The 15,841-nt window shown below is 68.4% G+C and carries 15 protein-coding genes and 1 pseudogene; 8 read left to right on the forward strand and 8 right to left on the reverse strand.

Annotated features, from left to right (window positions below):
* The first annotated feature begins 57 nt into the window (after positions 1-57).
* The 3 genes and pseudogenes from OG741_RS23045 to OG741_RS23055 form a co-directional block, all read left to right on the forward strand.
* A complete protein-coding gene (locus OG741_RS23045) occupies positions 58-390 on the forward strand; it encodes a deoxyxylulose-5-phosphate synthase (protein ID WP_405600762.1) in 333 nt (110 codons plus the stop codon).
* Complete coding sequence (locus tag OG741_RS23050; RefSeq protein WP_405600765.1) at positions 387-1,250, forward strand: SMI1/KNR4 family protein; 864 nt, start codon at positions 387-389, stop codon at positions 1,248-1,250. The genes OG741_RS23045 and OG741_RS23050 overlap by 4 nt, the downstream gene beginning before the upstream one ends.
* Before the next feature lie 95 nt (positions 1,251-1,345).
* Positions 1,346-1,447, forward strand: a pseudogene (locus tag OG741_RS23055) (RtcB family protein); the annotation flags it as partial.
* 232 nt (positions 1,448-1,679) lie between these two features.
* Here the strand turns inward: OG741_RS23055 and OG741_RS23060 are convergent.
* The 4 genes from OG741_RS23060 to OG741_RS23075 all read right to left on the reverse strand — a co-directional run bounded on the left by OG741_RS23060 (position 1,680) and on the right by OG741_RS23075 (position 4,786).
* On the reverse strand, positions 1,680-2,273 hold the full coding sequence (locus tag OG741_RS23060; protein ID WP_405600768.1) for a hypothetical protein: 594 nt from the start codon (positions 2,271-2,273) through the stop codon (positions 1,680-1,682).
* Entirely contained in the window at positions 2,270-3,535 is a 1,266-nt protein-coding gene (locus OG741_RS23065) for a hypothetical protein (protein WP_405600770.1), read from the reverse strand. The genes OG741_RS23060 and OG741_RS23065 overlap by 4 nt, the downstream gene beginning before the upstream one ends.
* A 2-nt stretch (positions 3,536-3,537) precedes the next feature.
* Complete coding sequence (locus OG741_RS23070) at positions 3,538-4,284, reverse strand: ATP-binding cassette domain-containing protein (protein ID WP_405600773.1); 747 nt, start codon at positions 4,282-4,284, stop codon at positions 3,538-3,540.
* Positions 4,285-4,396: 112 nt separating this feature from the next.
* Positions 4,397-4,786, reverse strand: coding sequence for a hypothetical protein (locus tag OG741_RS23075; protein WP_405600776.1), 390 nt, complete (start codon positions 4,784-4,786; stop codon positions 4,397-4,399).
* Positions 4,787-5,226: 440 nt separating this feature from the next.
* Here OG741_RS23075 and OG741_RS23080 point away from each other — a divergent pair, with 440 nt between their 5' ends.
* Positions 5,227-5,682 (forward strand): RtcB family protein, encoded by a 456-nt coding sequence (locus tag OG741_RS23080; RefSeq protein WP_405600779.1) that lies wholly within the window; start codon positions 5,227-5,229, stop codon positions 5,680-5,682.
* 331 nt (positions 5,683-6,013) lie between these two features.
* On the forward strand, positions 6,014-7,033 hold the full coding sequence (locus OG741_RS23085) for a hypothetical protein (RefSeq protein ID WP_405600782.1): 1,020 nt from the start codon (positions 6,014-6,016) through the stop codon (positions 7,031-7,033).
* A 109-nt stretch (positions 7,034-7,142) separates the two neighbouring features.
* Here the strand turns inward: OG741_RS23085 and OG741_RS23090 are convergent, their stop codons facing one another.
* From OG741_RS23090 to OG741_RS23105, 4 genes are read right to left on the reverse strand one after another with little or no spacing between them, the layout of a single operon-like run.
* A complete protein-coding gene (locus tag OG741_RS23090; RefSeq protein ID WP_405600784.1) occupies positions 7,143-8,684 on the reverse strand; it encodes an ABC transporter ATP-binding protein in 1,542 nt (513 codons plus the stop codon).
* Positions 8,681-9,529 carry an ABC transporter permease gene (locus OG741_RS23095; RefSeq protein ID WP_405600786.1) on the reverse strand — a complete coding sequence of 283 codons (849 nt, stop codon included), beginning with the start codon at positions 9,527-9,529 and terminating at the stop codon, positions 8,681-8,683. Before OG741_RS23095 ends, OG741_RS23090 begins: the two co-directional genes overlap by 4 nt.
* Complete coding sequence (locus OG741_RS23100) at positions 9,526-10,548, reverse strand: ABC transporter permease (protein WP_405600789.1); 1,023 nt, start codon at positions 10,546-10,548, stop codon at positions 9,526-9,528. Before OG741_RS23100 ends, OG741_RS23095 begins: the two co-directional genes overlap by 4 nt.
* Positions 10,536-12,083 carry an ABC transporter substrate-binding protein gene (locus OG741_RS23105; RefSeq protein WP_405600790.1) on the reverse strand — a complete coding sequence of 516 codons (1,548 nt, stop codon included), beginning with the start codon at positions 12,081-12,083 and terminating at the stop codon, positions 10,536-10,538. Before OG741_RS23105 ends, OG741_RS23100 begins: the two co-directional genes overlap by 13 nt.
* Before the next feature lie 310 nt (positions 12,084-12,393).
* On the opposite strand from OG741_RS23105, the gene OG741_RS23110 reads away from it, so the two are divergent.
* Genes OG741_RS23110 through OG741_RS23120 form a run of 3 tightly spaced genes read left to right on the forward strand, consistent with a single transcriptional unit; the run spans position 12,394 to position 15,807 of the window.
* Positions 12,394-13,389, forward strand: a complete 996-nt coding sequence (locus OG741_RS23110) for a TauD/TfdA family dioxygenase (RefSeq protein WP_405600793.1) — start codon at positions 12,394-12,396, stop codon at positions 13,387-13,389.
* A 31-nt stretch (positions 13,390-13,420) separates the two neighbouring features.
* Positions 13,421-14,446: an ornithine cyclodeaminase family protein gene (locus OG741_RS23115; RefSeq protein WP_405600795.1), complete on the forward strand. Its 1,026-nt coding sequence runs from the start codon at positions 13,421-13,423 to the stop codon at positions 14,444-14,446.
* Positions 14,437-15,807, forward strand: coding sequence for a Y4yA family PLP-dependent enzyme (locus OG741_RS23120; RefSeq protein WP_405600796.1), 1,371 nt, complete (start codon positions 14,437-14,439; stop codon positions 15,805-15,807). Before OG741_RS23115 ends, OG741_RS23120 begins: the two co-directional genes overlap by 10 nt.
* Positions 15,808-15,841 lie beyond the last annotated feature (34 nt).

Below are 15,841 nucleotides of genomic sequence, written 5' to 3' on the forward strand. Positions count from 1 at the left end.
CTTTCCGGCCCTGAAACTCTGTCGAATCCATCGTGGGGTGATGCCTACGCTGATGGCATGGCCGCCCACGCGAAGACCTCGTACGTCTGCCTGCCCTGTCGGGCCTCGTACAAGCAGTCCTACGACAGCGACCGGCAGCGGATCTGCCCGCGCTGCGCCCAGCCGTTGATCCACGCGGGATCGGCCTTCGCCGCGCCCAGGCGGCGGGACATCGCGGCCTGGCGGACGCTCTCGGTCCTGCTGAACGCAGGCGTGGCCTTCCACAAGAGTTGCTGCGGCGGACCTGGATACCGGCCCCGCACGCTACGCGAGGCGCGCGAGCGGGTGGCGTACGCACGGCCTACTGGCGAGCCTGTCGCCAGGGCGCTCGTGCGGTGCGATGCGCCGTGATAGGACACGACAGCCTGGCGCGGTTCGTAGCGCCGCCGGCCCGGCCCATTGATGCCCGTGGCGACTGGACCGTCGCCGAGAGCACGCTCAGTGTGCGGCTGCCCGAGGACTACAAACGGCTGGTCGAGACATACGGGTGGGGCGAGTTCTGCGACTTCCTCTACCTGCGGACGCCGTTCGGCACGAACGAACACAACGGCGTCGAGTGGCAGAGCGGACGCCTGTCGGGGGCGCCCGACAGGGACAGAGGACGCTACCCGTATCCGTTGCACCCAGCACGGGGCGGACTGCTGATCTGGGGCACCACCATGGACGCCGACCGGCTGTGCTGGCTGACCGCCGGGGACCCGCAGGGCTGGCCCGTCGTGGTGTGGGACCGGGACGGCGACTACGAGACCTTTGCCATGGGCGCGGCCGAGTTCATCGAAGGCTGGGCCGGCGGACGCGTCACTTCCCGGCTGCTCGGAGACATGGAAGCGGACCTGGCGCCGTGGTTCAACGCCTTCCGGCCCCGTATCCACCGTTGCATCCGCCTGTCCAAAGGCACCCTCACCTATCGCGAGCGGCTGCGGATCCTCCGCGAAGCCCTGGCTCCCACCGTGGACCGGGGCTCGTGGCGGTCAGAACACGACGAGATGGGTCAGGACCACTTCGCGACCGTCAACTCCGACTGGCTGCTCACCTACGACACGGACCGCCCCCACCAGATTCGCGTCGGCTTTCCCCCCGAGGACATGGAACAGGTTCGGCAGCGCCTCTTCGCTGCCGTCCGGCTCTTGGGCTGCGAGGTACTTGAGATCACGACCGGTTACGGCGTTTCCCTGCCGGCCTGGGACACGGTCGTGGAAGAGGAGGCGTAGCCGCCGATCCGAACAGCGGAAAGCTCCTCGATCACGAGCGTGGCCCCCTGCTTGAATCGCGGCATGACGGACTGGTCGCAGCTGAGTGATGCCTGATTCCTGGTGCGTACAAGCCGATCGAGAAGGTGATGGAGCAGCAGCGGGACCTGGTGCAGGTGGTCGCGAAGCTCAAGCAGGTCATCTGCGTCAAGGGCTGAAGTCCGGTGCTCCACCGGAACGACAGGCCCCGGACTGTTTGTCAGTTTGGGGCCTGCTTCAATCTGCGCTATTGCGGGTATGCGGGCGGCCACCGCAGATCATCGAGACCCCCGTAGTTCACGCCGGGTGCCATCGGTTCCGGCCCATCATTCCCCTCGTTTAACGCTGCCCTGCCAAAGCCCAGACGGGCGGAGTGGGGCAGTGCATGGAGCTCCTGGGAATCGGTGCGATTCAGCGCTTGATCTCGATCGGCGCGCGCCGCCCTGAGGTGGCGGCCGCTCCCGCCACCAGCACGAGCATTGCGGCGATGACGGCGGAGGACGACCGAGCGGGCTGCAGGATCCAAGCCCACGGTTCGGGCTGCCCTGCCGCTGTCCAGCCGGTGGCCGCGCAGATCAACGGCACGGCCGCGGTGATGACTGCGGCGATTCGCGGTCCGAGAAAGGCTGACACCAGCATGGCGAATCCGATGTAACCCGCTGTGTTGCGACCCATGACGACCGCGATCTCCTTGTAGGAGACAAGGTAGAGCAGCAAGGCCGCGAGCACGGTGAGCGTGGCGGCCGACATTCCCAAGGCGGTGTTCCATAGTGGAATCGGGCGGACTGCGACGCTTTCCATGCGTGTGTCGGTACGGCTGAGGCCATACATCAGCATGGCCGCTGGCAGCACCGTGATCAGGTGCCCCACTAGGAAGCTTCCCGACTGCCCCGTTAGTACGGGGATCGGCAGGTCGGTTTCCCCGAACAGGAGACCGCCGCAGGCGGTGATGAGGGCGGTGGCGAAGAAGGCCGCCGCCGCGCGGGCCTTGAGCCACCAGGTCACGGGGTCCCCCCGACGGGCACGAGTTGGGGCTTCGTAGTGCAGGTTGTCATGGCTCGTGTATTGACCTGATACCACGTCAACTGAGTGGCTTGGGGCAACTGCCTGACCTTCTGTGCCACGGCCGCTGCCATGGGACCTGTCTGCTGGGTGACAGTTTCGGCAGAAGATCCTGCGGTGAGCAACAGCCAGGCGGCCACAGGGGCGCGAGCGGCACCGGCGGGGTAGGGGCCCGTGGACGCGCAGGCTGGCGGCGAGGGCATCATGCCTGAGACCACCCCGACGGGGATGTCCTGGGCCTGGGCGTTGGGCAGGACTCCGAGTTTGGCTTCGCCCGGCGCCGGGCTGGCGGCCATGGTGAAGCCTGCGGGTGTGGGAACTCCGGCTGTGGCGAGAGCTTTGATGACCTTGCCGGTTTCGCTGCGGATCATGTCAGCGTCGCGCACCTCTGGCCACAGGCACACATCTACGCCGCCCTGGCCTCGACAGATCAGGCCCGCGGTGGGGCGAGCGATCACAGGATCGGCGTTCAGCCCGTACGCGGCGGACGCTGCTGTGCCTGCCCCGGCCATCACCAACGCCAGCGCCACAATCACGGCTTGGCGTGACGTTCGGTAATTGATTAGGACGGCGCAGGCGAGGGCGAGGCTAACGGCGAAGGCGGCCGCGCTCCACAGTGCTCGGGGGTCCATGATCTGGTCGACGGCGCAGCAGTTGCGCAACCCCGCGCCGACGAGATGCCGCACCCACAGGACGCTCCAGGCCACCGGATAGGCGTTGCAGATGAACGCTCCGACGAGGACGACGGGTACGGAGATGACTGCGGGCCAGCGTCGGCCGATGCAGTGGCCGACGAGCGTGTTGGCGATCAGTAGCAGAAGTTCGACGCCCAGTACTCGGACATCCGGCATACCGAGGCCAAGATCGGCCGAGCCGACCGACAGGAACAGGGCAACGAGCGCGGCGATGACGCCACCGGCGACCACTGGTGCCAGGATCGGGGCAGTGATCCCCAGCGCACTGCGCGCGCTGGCTTGCTTGAACACGCGACCCCGTGTCAGGCGGGCACCTTCCCAAGCTCCCAGGGCCGCACAGGTAGTGAAGATGAACGGCTGAGCGTAGGTTGAGTTCGCAGTGGCCGAAGGCCAGTAGTGATCGGTGGTCCAGGCCGTGAGGTCGTTACCAAGCGCGACCAGTACGAACACAACGAGGAACGGCACGACGTAGGTTGCCGCGGAAGATCGCATGAGGGTACGAAGCAGCATGCTCACGCCTCCCCGTGAACCAGGTGGGCATAGGCGGCCTCGGCTTGCTCACGGGACCCGACCAGGCCATGACCGGCCAAGGCGTGGAAATCTTCAGTGCTTCCCTGGAAGCACACCATTCCACGGTCCAGGACGACCACTTGGGAGTATGAGTCGGCCAGGTCTTCCGTTTGGTGGGTGGAGACCACGACATTCACATCCGCACTGAGCTCTTCCAAAAGGCCCCTGAACACGCGTCGCTGTGTGGGATCCAGGCCGGCGGTCGGCTCGTCCATGAGGATCAGTTCACTCTGATGCGTGAGGGCACCGGCCAGGCCCATCCGCCGCTTCTGCCCTCCGGACAGTTGGTGGCTGCGCCGGTCGGCGAGATCCCCGAGGTTCACCCGCGTCAGCGCGTCGGCCGACGCCTGCCACGCAGATGAGCGAGACATCCCCTTCAGCCACCCTGAATAGGCAACCTGCTCACGGACCGTCAGTCCAGGTATCGCCACAATCTCCTGGGGCAACCAGGCCACAGCCCGGACATAGTCAGCCTTGCCTCGGCGGCTTACGGGACTCTGGTCCTTCCAGGTGACTTGCCCGTGCTCAGGACGTAGATGGGTCGCCGCCAGAGCCATCAGGGTCGACTTGCCCGCGCCATTCGGCCCCAGCAGGACTGTCGTGGGGTTATCGATCGTCAGGTCCAGGCCAGTGAACACCGACGCGCTCCGGTTGTAGCGGAAAGCGATTCGGCTGAAATGCAGTGACATATGTGCAAACTCATTCTGCCGCGGCATCTGCGGGCACAGTTCGGTCCATGACCACGTACGGGCAGCAGGGGCCCGGCAGCCGGTGACGGCCGAGCCCCTGCGCTACCCCTAACTACCAGTTGATACCGACACTGTTGACACTCAGACGTGAGCCACCGTTGAACCCGGTCAGCGTGAAGTAGTAGGTGCCGGCGGATTCGTCACCCCAGTTCGAGGTGGCGTTGCAGTAGTTGGTCCGGGACCCACGGTTCTCGTCCGGCGCAAAGTCGACTTCCTTGGAGAGCTTCAGAGTGGCCGAGCTGAAGATGGCGTCCGTATGGCAGGTGGTCAAGGAAACAGCCGTCCTAATGCTGTCACTGTTTCTGTCATACCAGCGGTTGGACTCATGGCCTCGCTCCCACACGGATATGTAGGTGGAGCGGTGGCCCTCGGCATGAGCCGGGAGCACACCCAGGCCCAGGAGCACAACGCCCCCCGCGGCGACAGCCGTTGCCTTACGCATACTTGTCACGATCCCCTCCGATGCGCGCGAGCTCTGTGGCGTATGAGCCGCAGAGCTGCCCTTGTGATTGATGCAAGCTCGCCGAGCAATCATATGAACACTGAGCGCAAGGTGCAGCAAATTTGTTCGATTTGAGGAAGATCTGAGAGTGGTTGCGCCTCGCATCATGCGATAAGGCGCAATCCGGACGGTTGTTTCTCTCCACGTGGCTTGAAGTCGCCTCATCGGCAGGGGTGTTGTGGACGGACTGTCCCTTATCCGGCGGCTCGGCCGCTCACGCTGCCGAGCCCGGAACAAGAAGGAGATCGAGAAGCGCGCGGACTGTGCGCTGCAGGACCACGGCGAGGATGACGTCCTCCTAACGTGCTCGGAGGCAGTCGGGGACCTGCGGAAACTGGCGGACTCGCGACTCCTGGCGTGAGGGGCAAGTAACTGCGGCGGTGTCTTCAACGTGGCGGCCGAGTACGCGGCCGCGAACTCGCCTGGAGGGGCCGGTCAGTTGTAGTCACCACAACTACGTGGCGGAGGAGCGGTACGAGGGCATGGACCTGCTGGTCACGCGTAAGGGCGCGATCCGGGCGGGGAGCGGCGACTTCGGGATCATCCCGGGCTCGATGGGGACCGGCTCGTACATCGTGAAGGGCCTGGGAAACCCCGCGTCCTTCAACTCGGCCTCGCATGGGGCGGGTCGGAAAATGAGCCGGAACGCTGCGAAGCGGCGGTTCTCGACGAAGGATCTGGAGGAGCAGACGCGGGGTGTGGAGTGCCGTAAGGACTCCGGCGTCGTGGATGAGATCCCGGGTGCGTACAAGCCGATCGAGAAGGTGATGGAGCAGCAGCGGGACCTGGTCGAGGTGGTGGCCAAGCTGAAGCAGGTCATCTGCGTGAAGGGCTGAGGTCCAGCACGTCACGTGAACGAGGGCCCCGGACTGGTAGCAGTCCGGGGCTCGTTGGGGGCAGCGGGACCTGGTCGACTGAGCGCGCTTGAAGTGCGCTGGCGGACGTGCGTTTGGCCCAGATTCTGGTAGTAGCCGACCTATGACGCCGAACACCCGCTTGCGCGTCTCCTCACCGTCGGGACGCCACGTAGAGGTCCGGCGCGGCGGTTGTCCGGCCGCCGCCCGGCCGCTTTCCTCCGCCCGTGCGACGGACCGGGGGAATGGCCCCGCTGGGCCGAGTAGAGCAGTGGGCTGGCGGGGCCGCGAGCCCGTTTCGAGACTTGGCCCTATGAATCACCGACAACGATTCCTCGGATCGCGCGCCCGATCGCTGGCCGCCCTCGTGGCGGGACTGCTCCTGCTGGCGGGCGCACCGAGCGCGTTCCCGCTCTCCCGGGACGGCGCGAGTGTCGCCGCCGCCGGCTGCGTCTCCACACCGGTCGCGTACCGGGCCGCGTGGGAGGCACGCGAGGTCCGGTGCGTGGCGCCGTCCCTCTTCGGGACCGCGTACACCCGGGGCCAGACCTCCCTCTACCCGAGCGGCTTTCGCTATGCATGGGCCGGCTCCAGCACCAACCTGGAGCAGTACCTGAAGCTGCGCGCGCGGTACGGCGACCAGCCGGCCAAGGTCGGCATCGGGGTCCTGTCCTACGTCGGCTACCCGGGACTGGACGACTGGTCGACGCCGACCGATCTGGAGGTCTACACGCTGCCGTCCGGCGTCCGTGCGCAGGTGCCGGCCTTCGAGACCTGGTTCCGGCTGCTCGACGAGGAGTTCGGTACGACGGGGGCGTACCCGCTCGCGGCCCAGCGCGACCTGGTTGTCGCGTACTCACAGCTGGACCGGGGCGAGGACGTCGTCGGGGCGTTCGAGGAGGTCACCGGCTGCCGCCGCGACGCACTGCTCGCGGGTGAGGCTCCCTCGGCGGAGATCGGCTGCGACCGCTCCTTCCTCGGCGCGCTGGCGGCTGCCGGCCCGTCCCCGTACGACGGCGGTGACTCCCGGACGTGCTTCGCGAACTTCCAGACGCGCTACCGGGGCCACCGGGACGCCTCGGCGCTGCGGGGCGCGCTGTTCCAGTGCCAGGACGCCGGGTTCCTCAACACCGGTGTGGGGCTGGGGTACAACACGTACGCCAATCCGTTCGTGTGTCGGCCCGCCGACCGGCAGAGCGTGCGGGAGCGGTACACGGGCCGCGAGTTCATCCTGCCGAGCGCCCCCTTCACCGCCTTGCCCAGCCATGTCACCATCCCGCTGGACCTGGGGACACCGGGCCGGCGCGGCTTTCTGCACGCGGGTTACTGCTAGGGCCTCCCCTTGGCCGGGGCATGATCGGGAGTTGCACCGAACGATTTGCAGTCCCATAACGGGCTGTCCGTGAGCACTTCTGGTGGCGCTGCCGTGCTCACTACGTGCCTCACCGGCCCTCCGGGCCCCGTGATTGTCCAGGCATCAGGGTTGTGGTGGAGCCGTGCTCCCGTATCTGGCCGGCGTCCAGGATGTGCACGGTGTCTGTGTAGTCGGCGATCAGGTGGAGTTCGTGGGAGACCATCGCGATCGTCATGGCGTGCTCGGTCCGCAGCCGGGTGAGAAGGTCCATGACCGCAGTGGCGGTGGCCGGGTCGAGGGCGGATGTGATCTCGTCGCAGAGCAGGACGTCAGGAGCGGCGGCCAGAGCGCGGGCAATGGAGACGCGCTGACGCTGACCGCCGGAGAGCTCTGCCGGGTAGCGCCCGGCGAAGTCGCCCGGAAGTTCAACCTGCTTGAGCAACTCGGTGATCCGGCCGGGTATGGCGGCCCGGGAAAGGCCGGCGTGCAGGCGCAGGGGCCTGGTCAGGGCTGCTGCGATCGTGTGTGAGGGGTTGAGGGCTGCCAGCGGGTTCTGTGGGACGAACTGGATGCGGCGCTGGTCCTCCCGTGTGCGCCGACGTGCTCTGTGCCCCAGTGACCGTCCGTCGAGCGTGAGCTCGCCGGTGTCCGGGGGGTGCAGTCCGGCGAGGACCCGCAGGAGTGTGGTCTTACCCGAACCTGAGGGGCCGACGATGCCGGTGGCGGACCCGGCGGGGGCGGTGAAGTCGACGGCGTCGAGGGCCAGGTGGCGGCCGCCGCGGTGACGGAACGCGACGCTGACGGAGCGTGCCGCGAGCCCGTTCCGCTCGGTCTCGCGCGTAGCCGGGATCGGGCGGCTTGCGGGGGTTGGGGCTTTCTGGGCGGGAAGGCTGCGGAATGCCGGGGTGGCCAGCTGGATGACGTCGTCGGCGTAGGACCGGACAAGATCAGCGTCGTGGGTGGCCATGACGACGGCGAGGCCCCGGCCGGCTGCCAGGTCACGCAGCAAAGTGGCGATCTCGTCGCGCAGGGCTGCGTCCAGCCCTGCGGTGGGTTCGTCCAGCAGCAGAACATCGGGCGTGCGCGCGAGCGCGCGGGCAATGGCGACGCGGCGTTGCTGCCCCCCGGAGAGGGCGGTGGGGCGTCGCTCGGGGAGTCCGTCGTCGACGGGGAGCCGGCATTCGCGCAGGAGCCCCAGGATGGTTGCTTCGCTGCGGTCGTGGGCCACTTCGGCCACGAGCTGACGGACCTTCATCCGTGGATTGAGAGCCGATCCGGGATCCTGCCCGACGTAGGCGATGCGTGAGCGGCGCAGATTCCGCAGCTCCTTGGGGGAGAGCGTCGGGGTGTGGTGGCCCAGGACATCGAGCGTTCCACCGGAGATGGCGGCCCCGGGCGGGATGTGGCCGATCAAGGCGCGAAGCAGGGTCGTCTTGCCGGATCCGGAGGCGCCGGTGAGTGCGGTGACACGGCCTGCGTGGAAGGCGGCGGAGACGGTCGGGAGCAGGACGGGCCCATCCTGGACGGCGATCTTGAGATCGGTGACCGTGGCGACGGGCGACGACGCGTCCTTCCGCGGGGTCTGGTCGGCCGGGACGGCTTGTGTGTCGTGATGTGCGGTGTCGCTCATGAGGTGGTCACCGTCCTGCGGACGAAGGGGGGCGCCAGGGCCGTGGAGGCGAGGTTGACGGTGATCGCGAGGAGGGCGATGGCGAGGCTCGGAGCCACGACGGCCCAGGGGTTGAGGAGGATGCCGGGGGCGTTCTCGCGGACCATCAGGGACCAGTCGGGGTCCGGCGGCTGCGGGCCGATCTGGAGGAAGCCGGCCATCGAGATGACGTAGGTGGCTTCGACGAACCGCAGGCCGAACAGGGCCAGGACGGTGGCGCGGAGATTGGGCAGCAGCTCGCGCAGCGCGATGTAGGCGAGGCTCTCGCCGCGAGCCTGGGCTGCTTCGACGTAGCCGGAAGCGGCGAGGGGGGCCGCGGCACTGGCGACGATCCGCACGGCGTACGGGATGCCGAGGACGATCGCCGCGCAGATGACCGCCCAGCGTCCGCCGCCGGGCCAGGCCAGGGCGATGAGCATGATGCCGAGGATGGGCGGGAGGAGGATCGCGACGTCGGCGGTCCGCTCGACGGCCCGGCCGACGGCGGGACGCAGTACGGCGATGCATCCCAGAAGTGTTGCCACCAGGGTGACGACGACTGCGACGAGGAAGGCGCCGCCGATCAGGGCGGTGCCGCCGTGCAACAGGCGGCTCAGGACATCGCGGCCCAGCTGGTCGCCGCCCAGGGGAGCGCCGTTGCCCGGTGTCATGTAGGGGCCGGTGACGGGGGTGTCGATGGTGTGAGGAGAGAGGAAGGGGCCGCACAGGGCCAGGAGGACGAGCAGGACACCGGGGGCGATGCGAGGCAGGGCCTTGGCTCGGGCGGAGGCGGTCCGCCGCTTGCGGGCGGCAGTGGTGGCGCTCATGCGCGGGCTCCCAGGGCGCGGGCGCGGATGAGGTCCGCCGCCAGCAGAATGAGGCTGATGACGGCGCCGGCACATATGACGACGCCGGCGACGAGCGGGGTGTCGCGGCCGGAGACGGCACCGGACAGGACACTGCCGATGCCGGGGTAGTTGAAGAGGGTTTCCACCACCACGGCGCCTCCCAGGAGCATGCCGGTCGACGTGGCGATGCCGGTGGCGATGGTCGGTACGGCCCCGGGCAGGGCATGACGCAGCAGCACCTGGCGGGTTGGCAGGCCGTCCAGAAAGGCGGCTTCGACGTGGGGCGTTGCGGCCTGGTCGGCAAGGGCTCCGCGCACAATCCGTGTGTTCCAACCGGTCTGCGGGATGACCAGGGCGAGGACCGGCATGATCAGCATCGTCCAGGTCGCCGGGGAGCCGTCGGCGCCGGTGACGGTGACGGCGGGCAGCCAGCCTGTCCACAGCGACAGCACGAGCAGCAGCAGGACGGAAATGACGAACTCGGGTACGGCGAATGCCGCGGTGGCCGTGTGTCCGACGATCCGGTCGACGAGCCGTCCGGGACGGGCGGCGGCCCAGCAGCCGAGAGCCAGGGACAGGACGACGGTGACCACGAACGCACTCCCCCCGAGCAGCAAGGTGTTGGGGAGGGGGTCGGCCAGCAGTTCGGTGACGTCCTGGCCGCGGGCCGACGTGCCGAGGTCACCGGTGGGCAGTGCGGTCATCCAGTTCCAGAAGCGCTCCCACAGCGGCCGGTCAAGACCCAGCAGTTGACGTCGGGCGGCCACGTCGGCCGCGCTGTCACCGCGCTCGGACGATGCCGATGCCGCGTCTCCGGGCAGCACTTCGACGGCGGCGAAGACCACGGCGAGGAGCACCACGAGCATCAGCGCACGGCGAGCGACTGCCGCGGCTGCCCGGCCGGCGAGCGCGGTGGCGCGACGCGACGCGGTGGCCGCCCCTGCCGGAGCGGGGGCGGCCACCGTGTCGGTGCTGGCCGTGGGGCTCAACGAAGCCACACGTCCTCGAGCTGGACCCGGCCGTAGCCGGCGAGCTTGGGCAGGTTCTGGACCTTGGACGCCGCCAGGTCGATGCCGTCGGCCATGCCCCACAGCAGGTAGCCGGACTTGGCGAACTCGATCTGCTGGAGTTCCGTCAGCGCGGCAGCGCGAGCCGTTTCGTCGGCCGTGCCGATGACCTTCAGGTAGGAGGCGTCGAACTCCTTGTCCGCCCAGCCGGCTTCGTTCTGTCCCGCCTCACTGACCATGGTCTTCGAGGCGAAGAAGACGACCGAGTCGTTGGTGCCCCAGTACGTCGTGTAGAAGTCGCCGTTCTTCCAGGTCTTGTCCCAGAAGGTGCCGGACTCCTGCTTGACGACCTTGATCTTGATGCCCGCCTCGCGGGCCTGGTTCGCGAAGAGCGTCGCGGACTCGGCCAGGCCGGGGATGTCCTCGGTGGTGACGAGGTCGTAGGTCTTGGACAGGTCGAACTTGGCTTCCGCGAGGAGGGACTTGGCCTTTGCCAGGTCCTTCTTGCGCTGGGGGATGTCCTTGGCCAGGTGAGGGTCCCCGGTGCCCATGATGTCGTTGGCGACCGTGCCGTATCCGGACAGGACCTGCTTGACCATCGCGTCGCGGTCGACGACCAGGCGCATGGCCTCGCGCACGCGTACGTCGGCGAACGGTCCGCTCGCGGTGCGCATCACGATCGGCATCGCCATGTCGTTGGGGCGACGCAGGACCTGAATGTCCTTGCGGCTTTCGGCGGTGCGGGCGGCGACCGCGCCGGCGTTGGAGGCGACGTCGATCTGGCCGGCGAGGAGGGCGTTGGCCATGGCCTGCGGGGTTTCGAACATGGTGACCTCGATGGCGTCGAGGTGTACGGCACCGCCGTACCACTTGTCGTTCTTCACCAGGCGGGCGTTGCCGCCGCGGTACCAGTCCAGCTTGAACGGGCCGGTGCCCGGCGCCTTCTCGACGGCCTTGTCGGCGGTGTCCTTCTTGAGGACGAACGTCGTCAGGCGGGTGAGGAGGGGCAGTTCGGCGTTGGCGTAGTCGGAGACCAGGACGACGGTGTCGGTTCCCTCGGCGCGGATGTTCTCAGGCTTGATGCCCGGCAGCCGCGCGGCACCCGAAGGGGTGTTGCGCAGGCGCTTCAGCGACCAGACGACGTCCGCGGCCGTCACCGGGCTGCCGTCGTGGAAGGCCGCCCCCTTGGCGATCTTGAACTTCCAGGTCTTCAGATCGGCTGACGGCTCCCACGAAGCTGCCAGCCGGGGCTTGGTGTTGGGGTTGGCGCCGGGGATCGTGAGGGTGTCGTGGATGAGGGCGAGGATGAGGTAGTCGCTCTCATTGGCCTGGGTGCCGTGCGGGTCGCGAGTGATGGCGCTCGCGCGGCCGAGTGCTCCGACGCGGAGCGTGCCGCCGCTCTTGGGCTTGCCGCCACCGGCCGGTGCGGCGTCGGTGTTTCCCGACCCCGAGGAGCAGGCGGCGAGCAGTGCGGTCGCGCCTATCGCTCCGCCGGCCAGCAGTATTTGGCGCCTGTTGATGTCCACGTACGTCCCTCGATCCGCTGGCAAACTGGGGGGTGCTTAGGTTTGCCTACCCTAACGACGTGCGTAGCCGCAACCTGTCGCCCGCGATGGATCACATGTCCGAATTTGCCCCCGGGGTTTGTGGCTAAGGTTTGCCTTACCTAAGTTCCCTGCTACTGTTCGGGCCGTTCGCCGGGTCCGCGCGGCCACGGCCGGCCCCCAACCAGCCGTCGAATCATGTCAGTTACGGAGCCTTGCCTTCGTCGTGAGTGAACTGCGCCAGTGAACCGGCATGCCCCCCTGCCATCCGACTGAAACGGATTTCTTCGCCATGAGCACGGCAGCCGCACCTGTCCGCACGCTCGATGCCCACACGGTGGGCGAACTCCGCCAGGCTGCGGAGAAACTGCTCGCCGAGTTCGGAACCTCTGCCACCAGTCCGCAACTTCTGGTCCGTGTCCGGGAAGTCGCCAGTGGGTTGAGCCGGCCCTTGCGCGACGAATGCCGCCCCGTGGACACCGCTGACGGACTGTTCGTCCTGCGCGGCCTGGACGTCGACGACGAGGAGGCCGGCCCGACCCCGTCCAGCTGGGCCACCGCCGGCGACAGCGGCGCGGTGTATGACATCGTCCTGCTGCTTCTCGCCACCGTGATGGGCAATCCCATCGCCTGGGACGGCCAGCAGGACGGCCGCTTCGTCCACAACATCGTCCCCTCCCCGGGACATGAGACGGAGCAGACCGGCGCATCCAGCAGCGTGCTGCTGAGCCCTCACACCGAGGACGCCTTCCACCCCGGCCGCGCCCATCTGCTGATGCTCGGCTGCATGCGCAACCCCGACAACATCGCCACCACCGCGGCCAGCATCCGCAAGACCCGCCTCACCGACGCGGACACCGAAACGCTGAGGAAGCCGGTGGTGCCGATCCTGCCCGACGACGCCTACGAAGCTGCTCAGGGCTACACGGACGAGGCTGCGCCCGCGGTACCGGCGCTGTACGCCGCCGAGGACGGCATGACGCTGCGCTTCGACCCGGCGTACACGCCGCTGGACGACGCGGACGAGGCCTACCGGAGCGCGTACGGAAGGCTGTCGGACGAACTCGCGCGGGTGTCGGTGGCCGTCAGCCTCAGCCCCGGCGAAATCCTCGTCGTCGACAACGACATGGTCGTCCACGGCCGAGTGCCGTTCCAGGCCCGGTACGACGGAACCGACCGCTGGCTCAAGCGTGCCTCCGTACGCGTCCCCGGGCGGCGCACACGCCCCGCGGCCGAATCCGCCGAGCACGGGTTCGGTCAGGCCGCCCTCGAAGCACATGCGAGCTGAACACCCGCCCCGCACTGGAGGAAGCATCACCATGACGGACACTTCGGCCGCCGCCGACGGCACCGCCATATCCGGCGACCCCAAGAGCCTGCGGGTCCTGTCGACCACCGACCTCGCCGGGATCGACATATCCCTCGCGGACGTGGTCGCCACCGTGGAGGGTGCCTACCGCACCCTGCACGCCGGCCAGTCCGACAACCCCCGGAAGCTGACCGTCAAGCCGCAGGACGGTCACTCCGTCTCCTACGCGATGCTCGGCCGGGACGGCTCCCGCAACGTTGTGGCGATCAAAACCTCGTACAAGCACGGCCTGGACAAGGGTCGCGAGGAACAGCACTACTACACCGCGTTGACGATCTACGACGACACCACCGGGCTCCCGGTCGCGATGATGGACTGCTCCCGCATCGGCTCCTTGCGAACGCCCGCCGTGTCCGCCTTGCTGGCCCGCGAATGTGCGGCCCCCGGCGCCCGCTCGGCACTGGTCATCGGAACCGGCACCCAAGGCCGCCTCGCTCTGCCGTTCCTGCTGACTACCCTGCCAGGCCTTGACCGGCTGATGGTGTTCGGCACCCACGCCGACGGCATCGCCGCCGTCCGCGAGCAGCTGAAAGTCCACTTCCCCGACCGGGACATCGAGATCGTCACCGACGTGCGGGCCGCCGCCGCGGACGCCGATGTCATCGTCGCGACCGCCGGCGCCCACACCCCGGCCGCGGTTGAAGCCGAGTGGCTGAAGCCCGGCGCGCTGTCCGTCCTGGTGGGTCACGGACTCGCGCCGTCGACCCTGCACCGGGCGGACCGTGTCATCGCGACCAGCGAGGCGCAGATGAACGTCACCGGCACCGACATGGCCGACGCCGACGGCAAACTGCCCGCCGTCGACTCGGAGTTCCCGCCCGTACTCGCGGGAACCACCGCGGGCCGCCTCAGCAGTACTGAGCGGATCTTCGCCTACAACAGCGGCCTCGTCGTCACCGACATCGCTCTCGGACATCACTTCGCCCAGCTGGCCATCGCCCAGGGCCTGGGCACCGAGGTGCCGCTGTGGCAGTGAGCCCCGGCCGCTGGCCTGCGCTCCCCGCCCTCGCCGACCCGGCAACGGAGCAGGTGCTGGACAGCGGGCTGCTGCCTGAACTCGCCCATGCCTTCGGCGGCCCGTTCCACTTCCTGCTCCCCGACGCTTTCGACGCCAACCTGCGCGCCATGCAGGACGCGCTGGCGGCCGCAGGAGTGGACGGCTTCGTGTACTTCGCCAAGAAGGCCAACAAGGCAGCTGTGTTCGTCGAACGGGCGGCGGCGGGCGGCGCCGGCGTGGATGTCGCCTCCGCCGGTGAACTGCGGGAAGCCCTCGGTCACGGTGTCCGCGGCGAACATGTCGTCGTCACCGGCCCGGCGAAGGACGCCTCCCTGCTCCGCCTGGCGGTCCAGCACGGTGCGCTCATCGCGGTCGACGCCCTCGACGAACTCGACACGCTGATCACCATCGCACTGACCGGTCGCGTGCGCCCGGCGCGTGTCCTGCTGCGCTGCCTTCCCCCCGAGCAGCCGCACAGCCGCTTCGGGATGAACGAGAACGAACTGGCGACCGCCATGGACCGGTGTGTCCAGGCGGGCGAGGCACTGCGCATGGAAGGCTTCAGCTTCCACCTGTCCGGCTACGCTCTCCAGCCCCGCGCCGACCTCGTCGGCCGTCTCGTCGAGCGCTGCCTCAAGGCCCGCATCCACGGCCTGGAAGCCAGCCGGATCAGTATCGGCGGCGGCCTGCCCATCAGCTACACCGACGCGAGCAGCTGGCACACCTTCCTCGCCGAGCACCACAGCCGCTACTACCACGCGGGCAAGACATTCCAGACGAGTGACTTCTACCCCTATCACTCTCCGGAGGCCGGGCCCGCCGCCCTGTCCTCACTGCTGGCAGCCACACCCGAAGGAAGCCACCAGTCGCTCGCCGAGATGGTGAAAGACGCCGGTGTGGAGCTGCTGCTCGAGCCGGGCCGCGCTCTCCTCGACCAGGCCGGGGCGACCGTCTTCAGCGTTCAGGGCGTCAAGGACCGGGAGGGATACCAGCTCCTGACCGTCGACGGCACCAGCCTGAGCCTGTCCGAGCAGTGGTTCAACAGCGAATTCCTGCCCGACCCCCGCCTCCTGCCGCAGGACACCACCGGACCCGTCGGCACCTACCCGGCCAGCGTCGGGGCCGCCACCTGCCTCGAATCCGACATGATCACCTGGCGCAAGGTCGGCTTCTCCCGGCGGCCGCGCACCGGTGACCTGCTGGTCTATCCCAACACCGCCGGATACCAGATGGACTCGAACGAGTCGCCCTTCCACGACCTGCCGCTGCCGCCCAAGGTCGTCATCGACCAGACCGACCGGCCTCGCCCGCGCTGGCGTCTCGACCGCCACTTCGCCTGACCGGTCCCGCCTGCCCCGCCCGTCCCCCTCAACA

Origin of the sequence: Streptomyces sp. NBC_01410 (genome assembly GCF_045040195.1) — a bacterium.
Classification (GTDB): Bacteria; Actinomycetota; Actinomycetes; order Streptomycetales; family Streptomycetaceae; genus Streptomyces.

Coding starts and splice junctions, on each gene's coding strand:
- OG741_RS23045 (WP_405600762.1), top strand. CDS start 58: ATGGCCGCCCACGCGAAGACCTCGTACGTCTGCCTGCCCTGTCGGGCC.
- OG741_RS23065 (WP_405600770.1), bottom strand. CDS start 3,535: ATGCTGCTTCGTACCCTCATGCGATCTTCCGCGGCAACCTACGTCGTG.
- OG741_RS23070 (WP_405600773.1), bottom strand. CDS start 4,284: ATGTCACTGCATTTCAGCCGAATCGCTTTCCGCTACAACCGGAGCGCG.
- OG741_RS23075 (WP_405600776.1), bottom strand. CDS start 4,786: ATGCGTAAGGCAACGGCTGTCGCCGCGGGGGGCGTTGTGCTCCTGGGC.
- OG741_RS23085 (WP_405600782.1), top strand. CDS start 6,014: ATGAATCACCGACAACGATTCCTCGGATCGCGCGCCCGATCGCTGGCC.
- OG741_RS23090 (WP_405600784.1), bottom strand. CDS start 8,684: ATGAGCGACACCGCACATCACGACACACAAGCCGTCCCGGCCGACCAG.
- OG741_RS23095 (WP_405600786.1), bottom strand. CDS start 9,529: ATGAGCGCCACCACTGCCGCCCGCAAGCGGCGGACCGCCTCCGCCCGA.
- OG741_RS23110 (WP_405600793.1), top strand. CDS start 12,394: ATGAGCACGGCAGCCGCACCTGTCCGCACGCTCGATGCCCACACGGTG.
- OG741_RS23115 (WP_405600795.1), top strand. CDS start 13,421: ATGACGGACACTTCGGCCGCCGCCGACGGCACCGCCATATCCGGCGAC.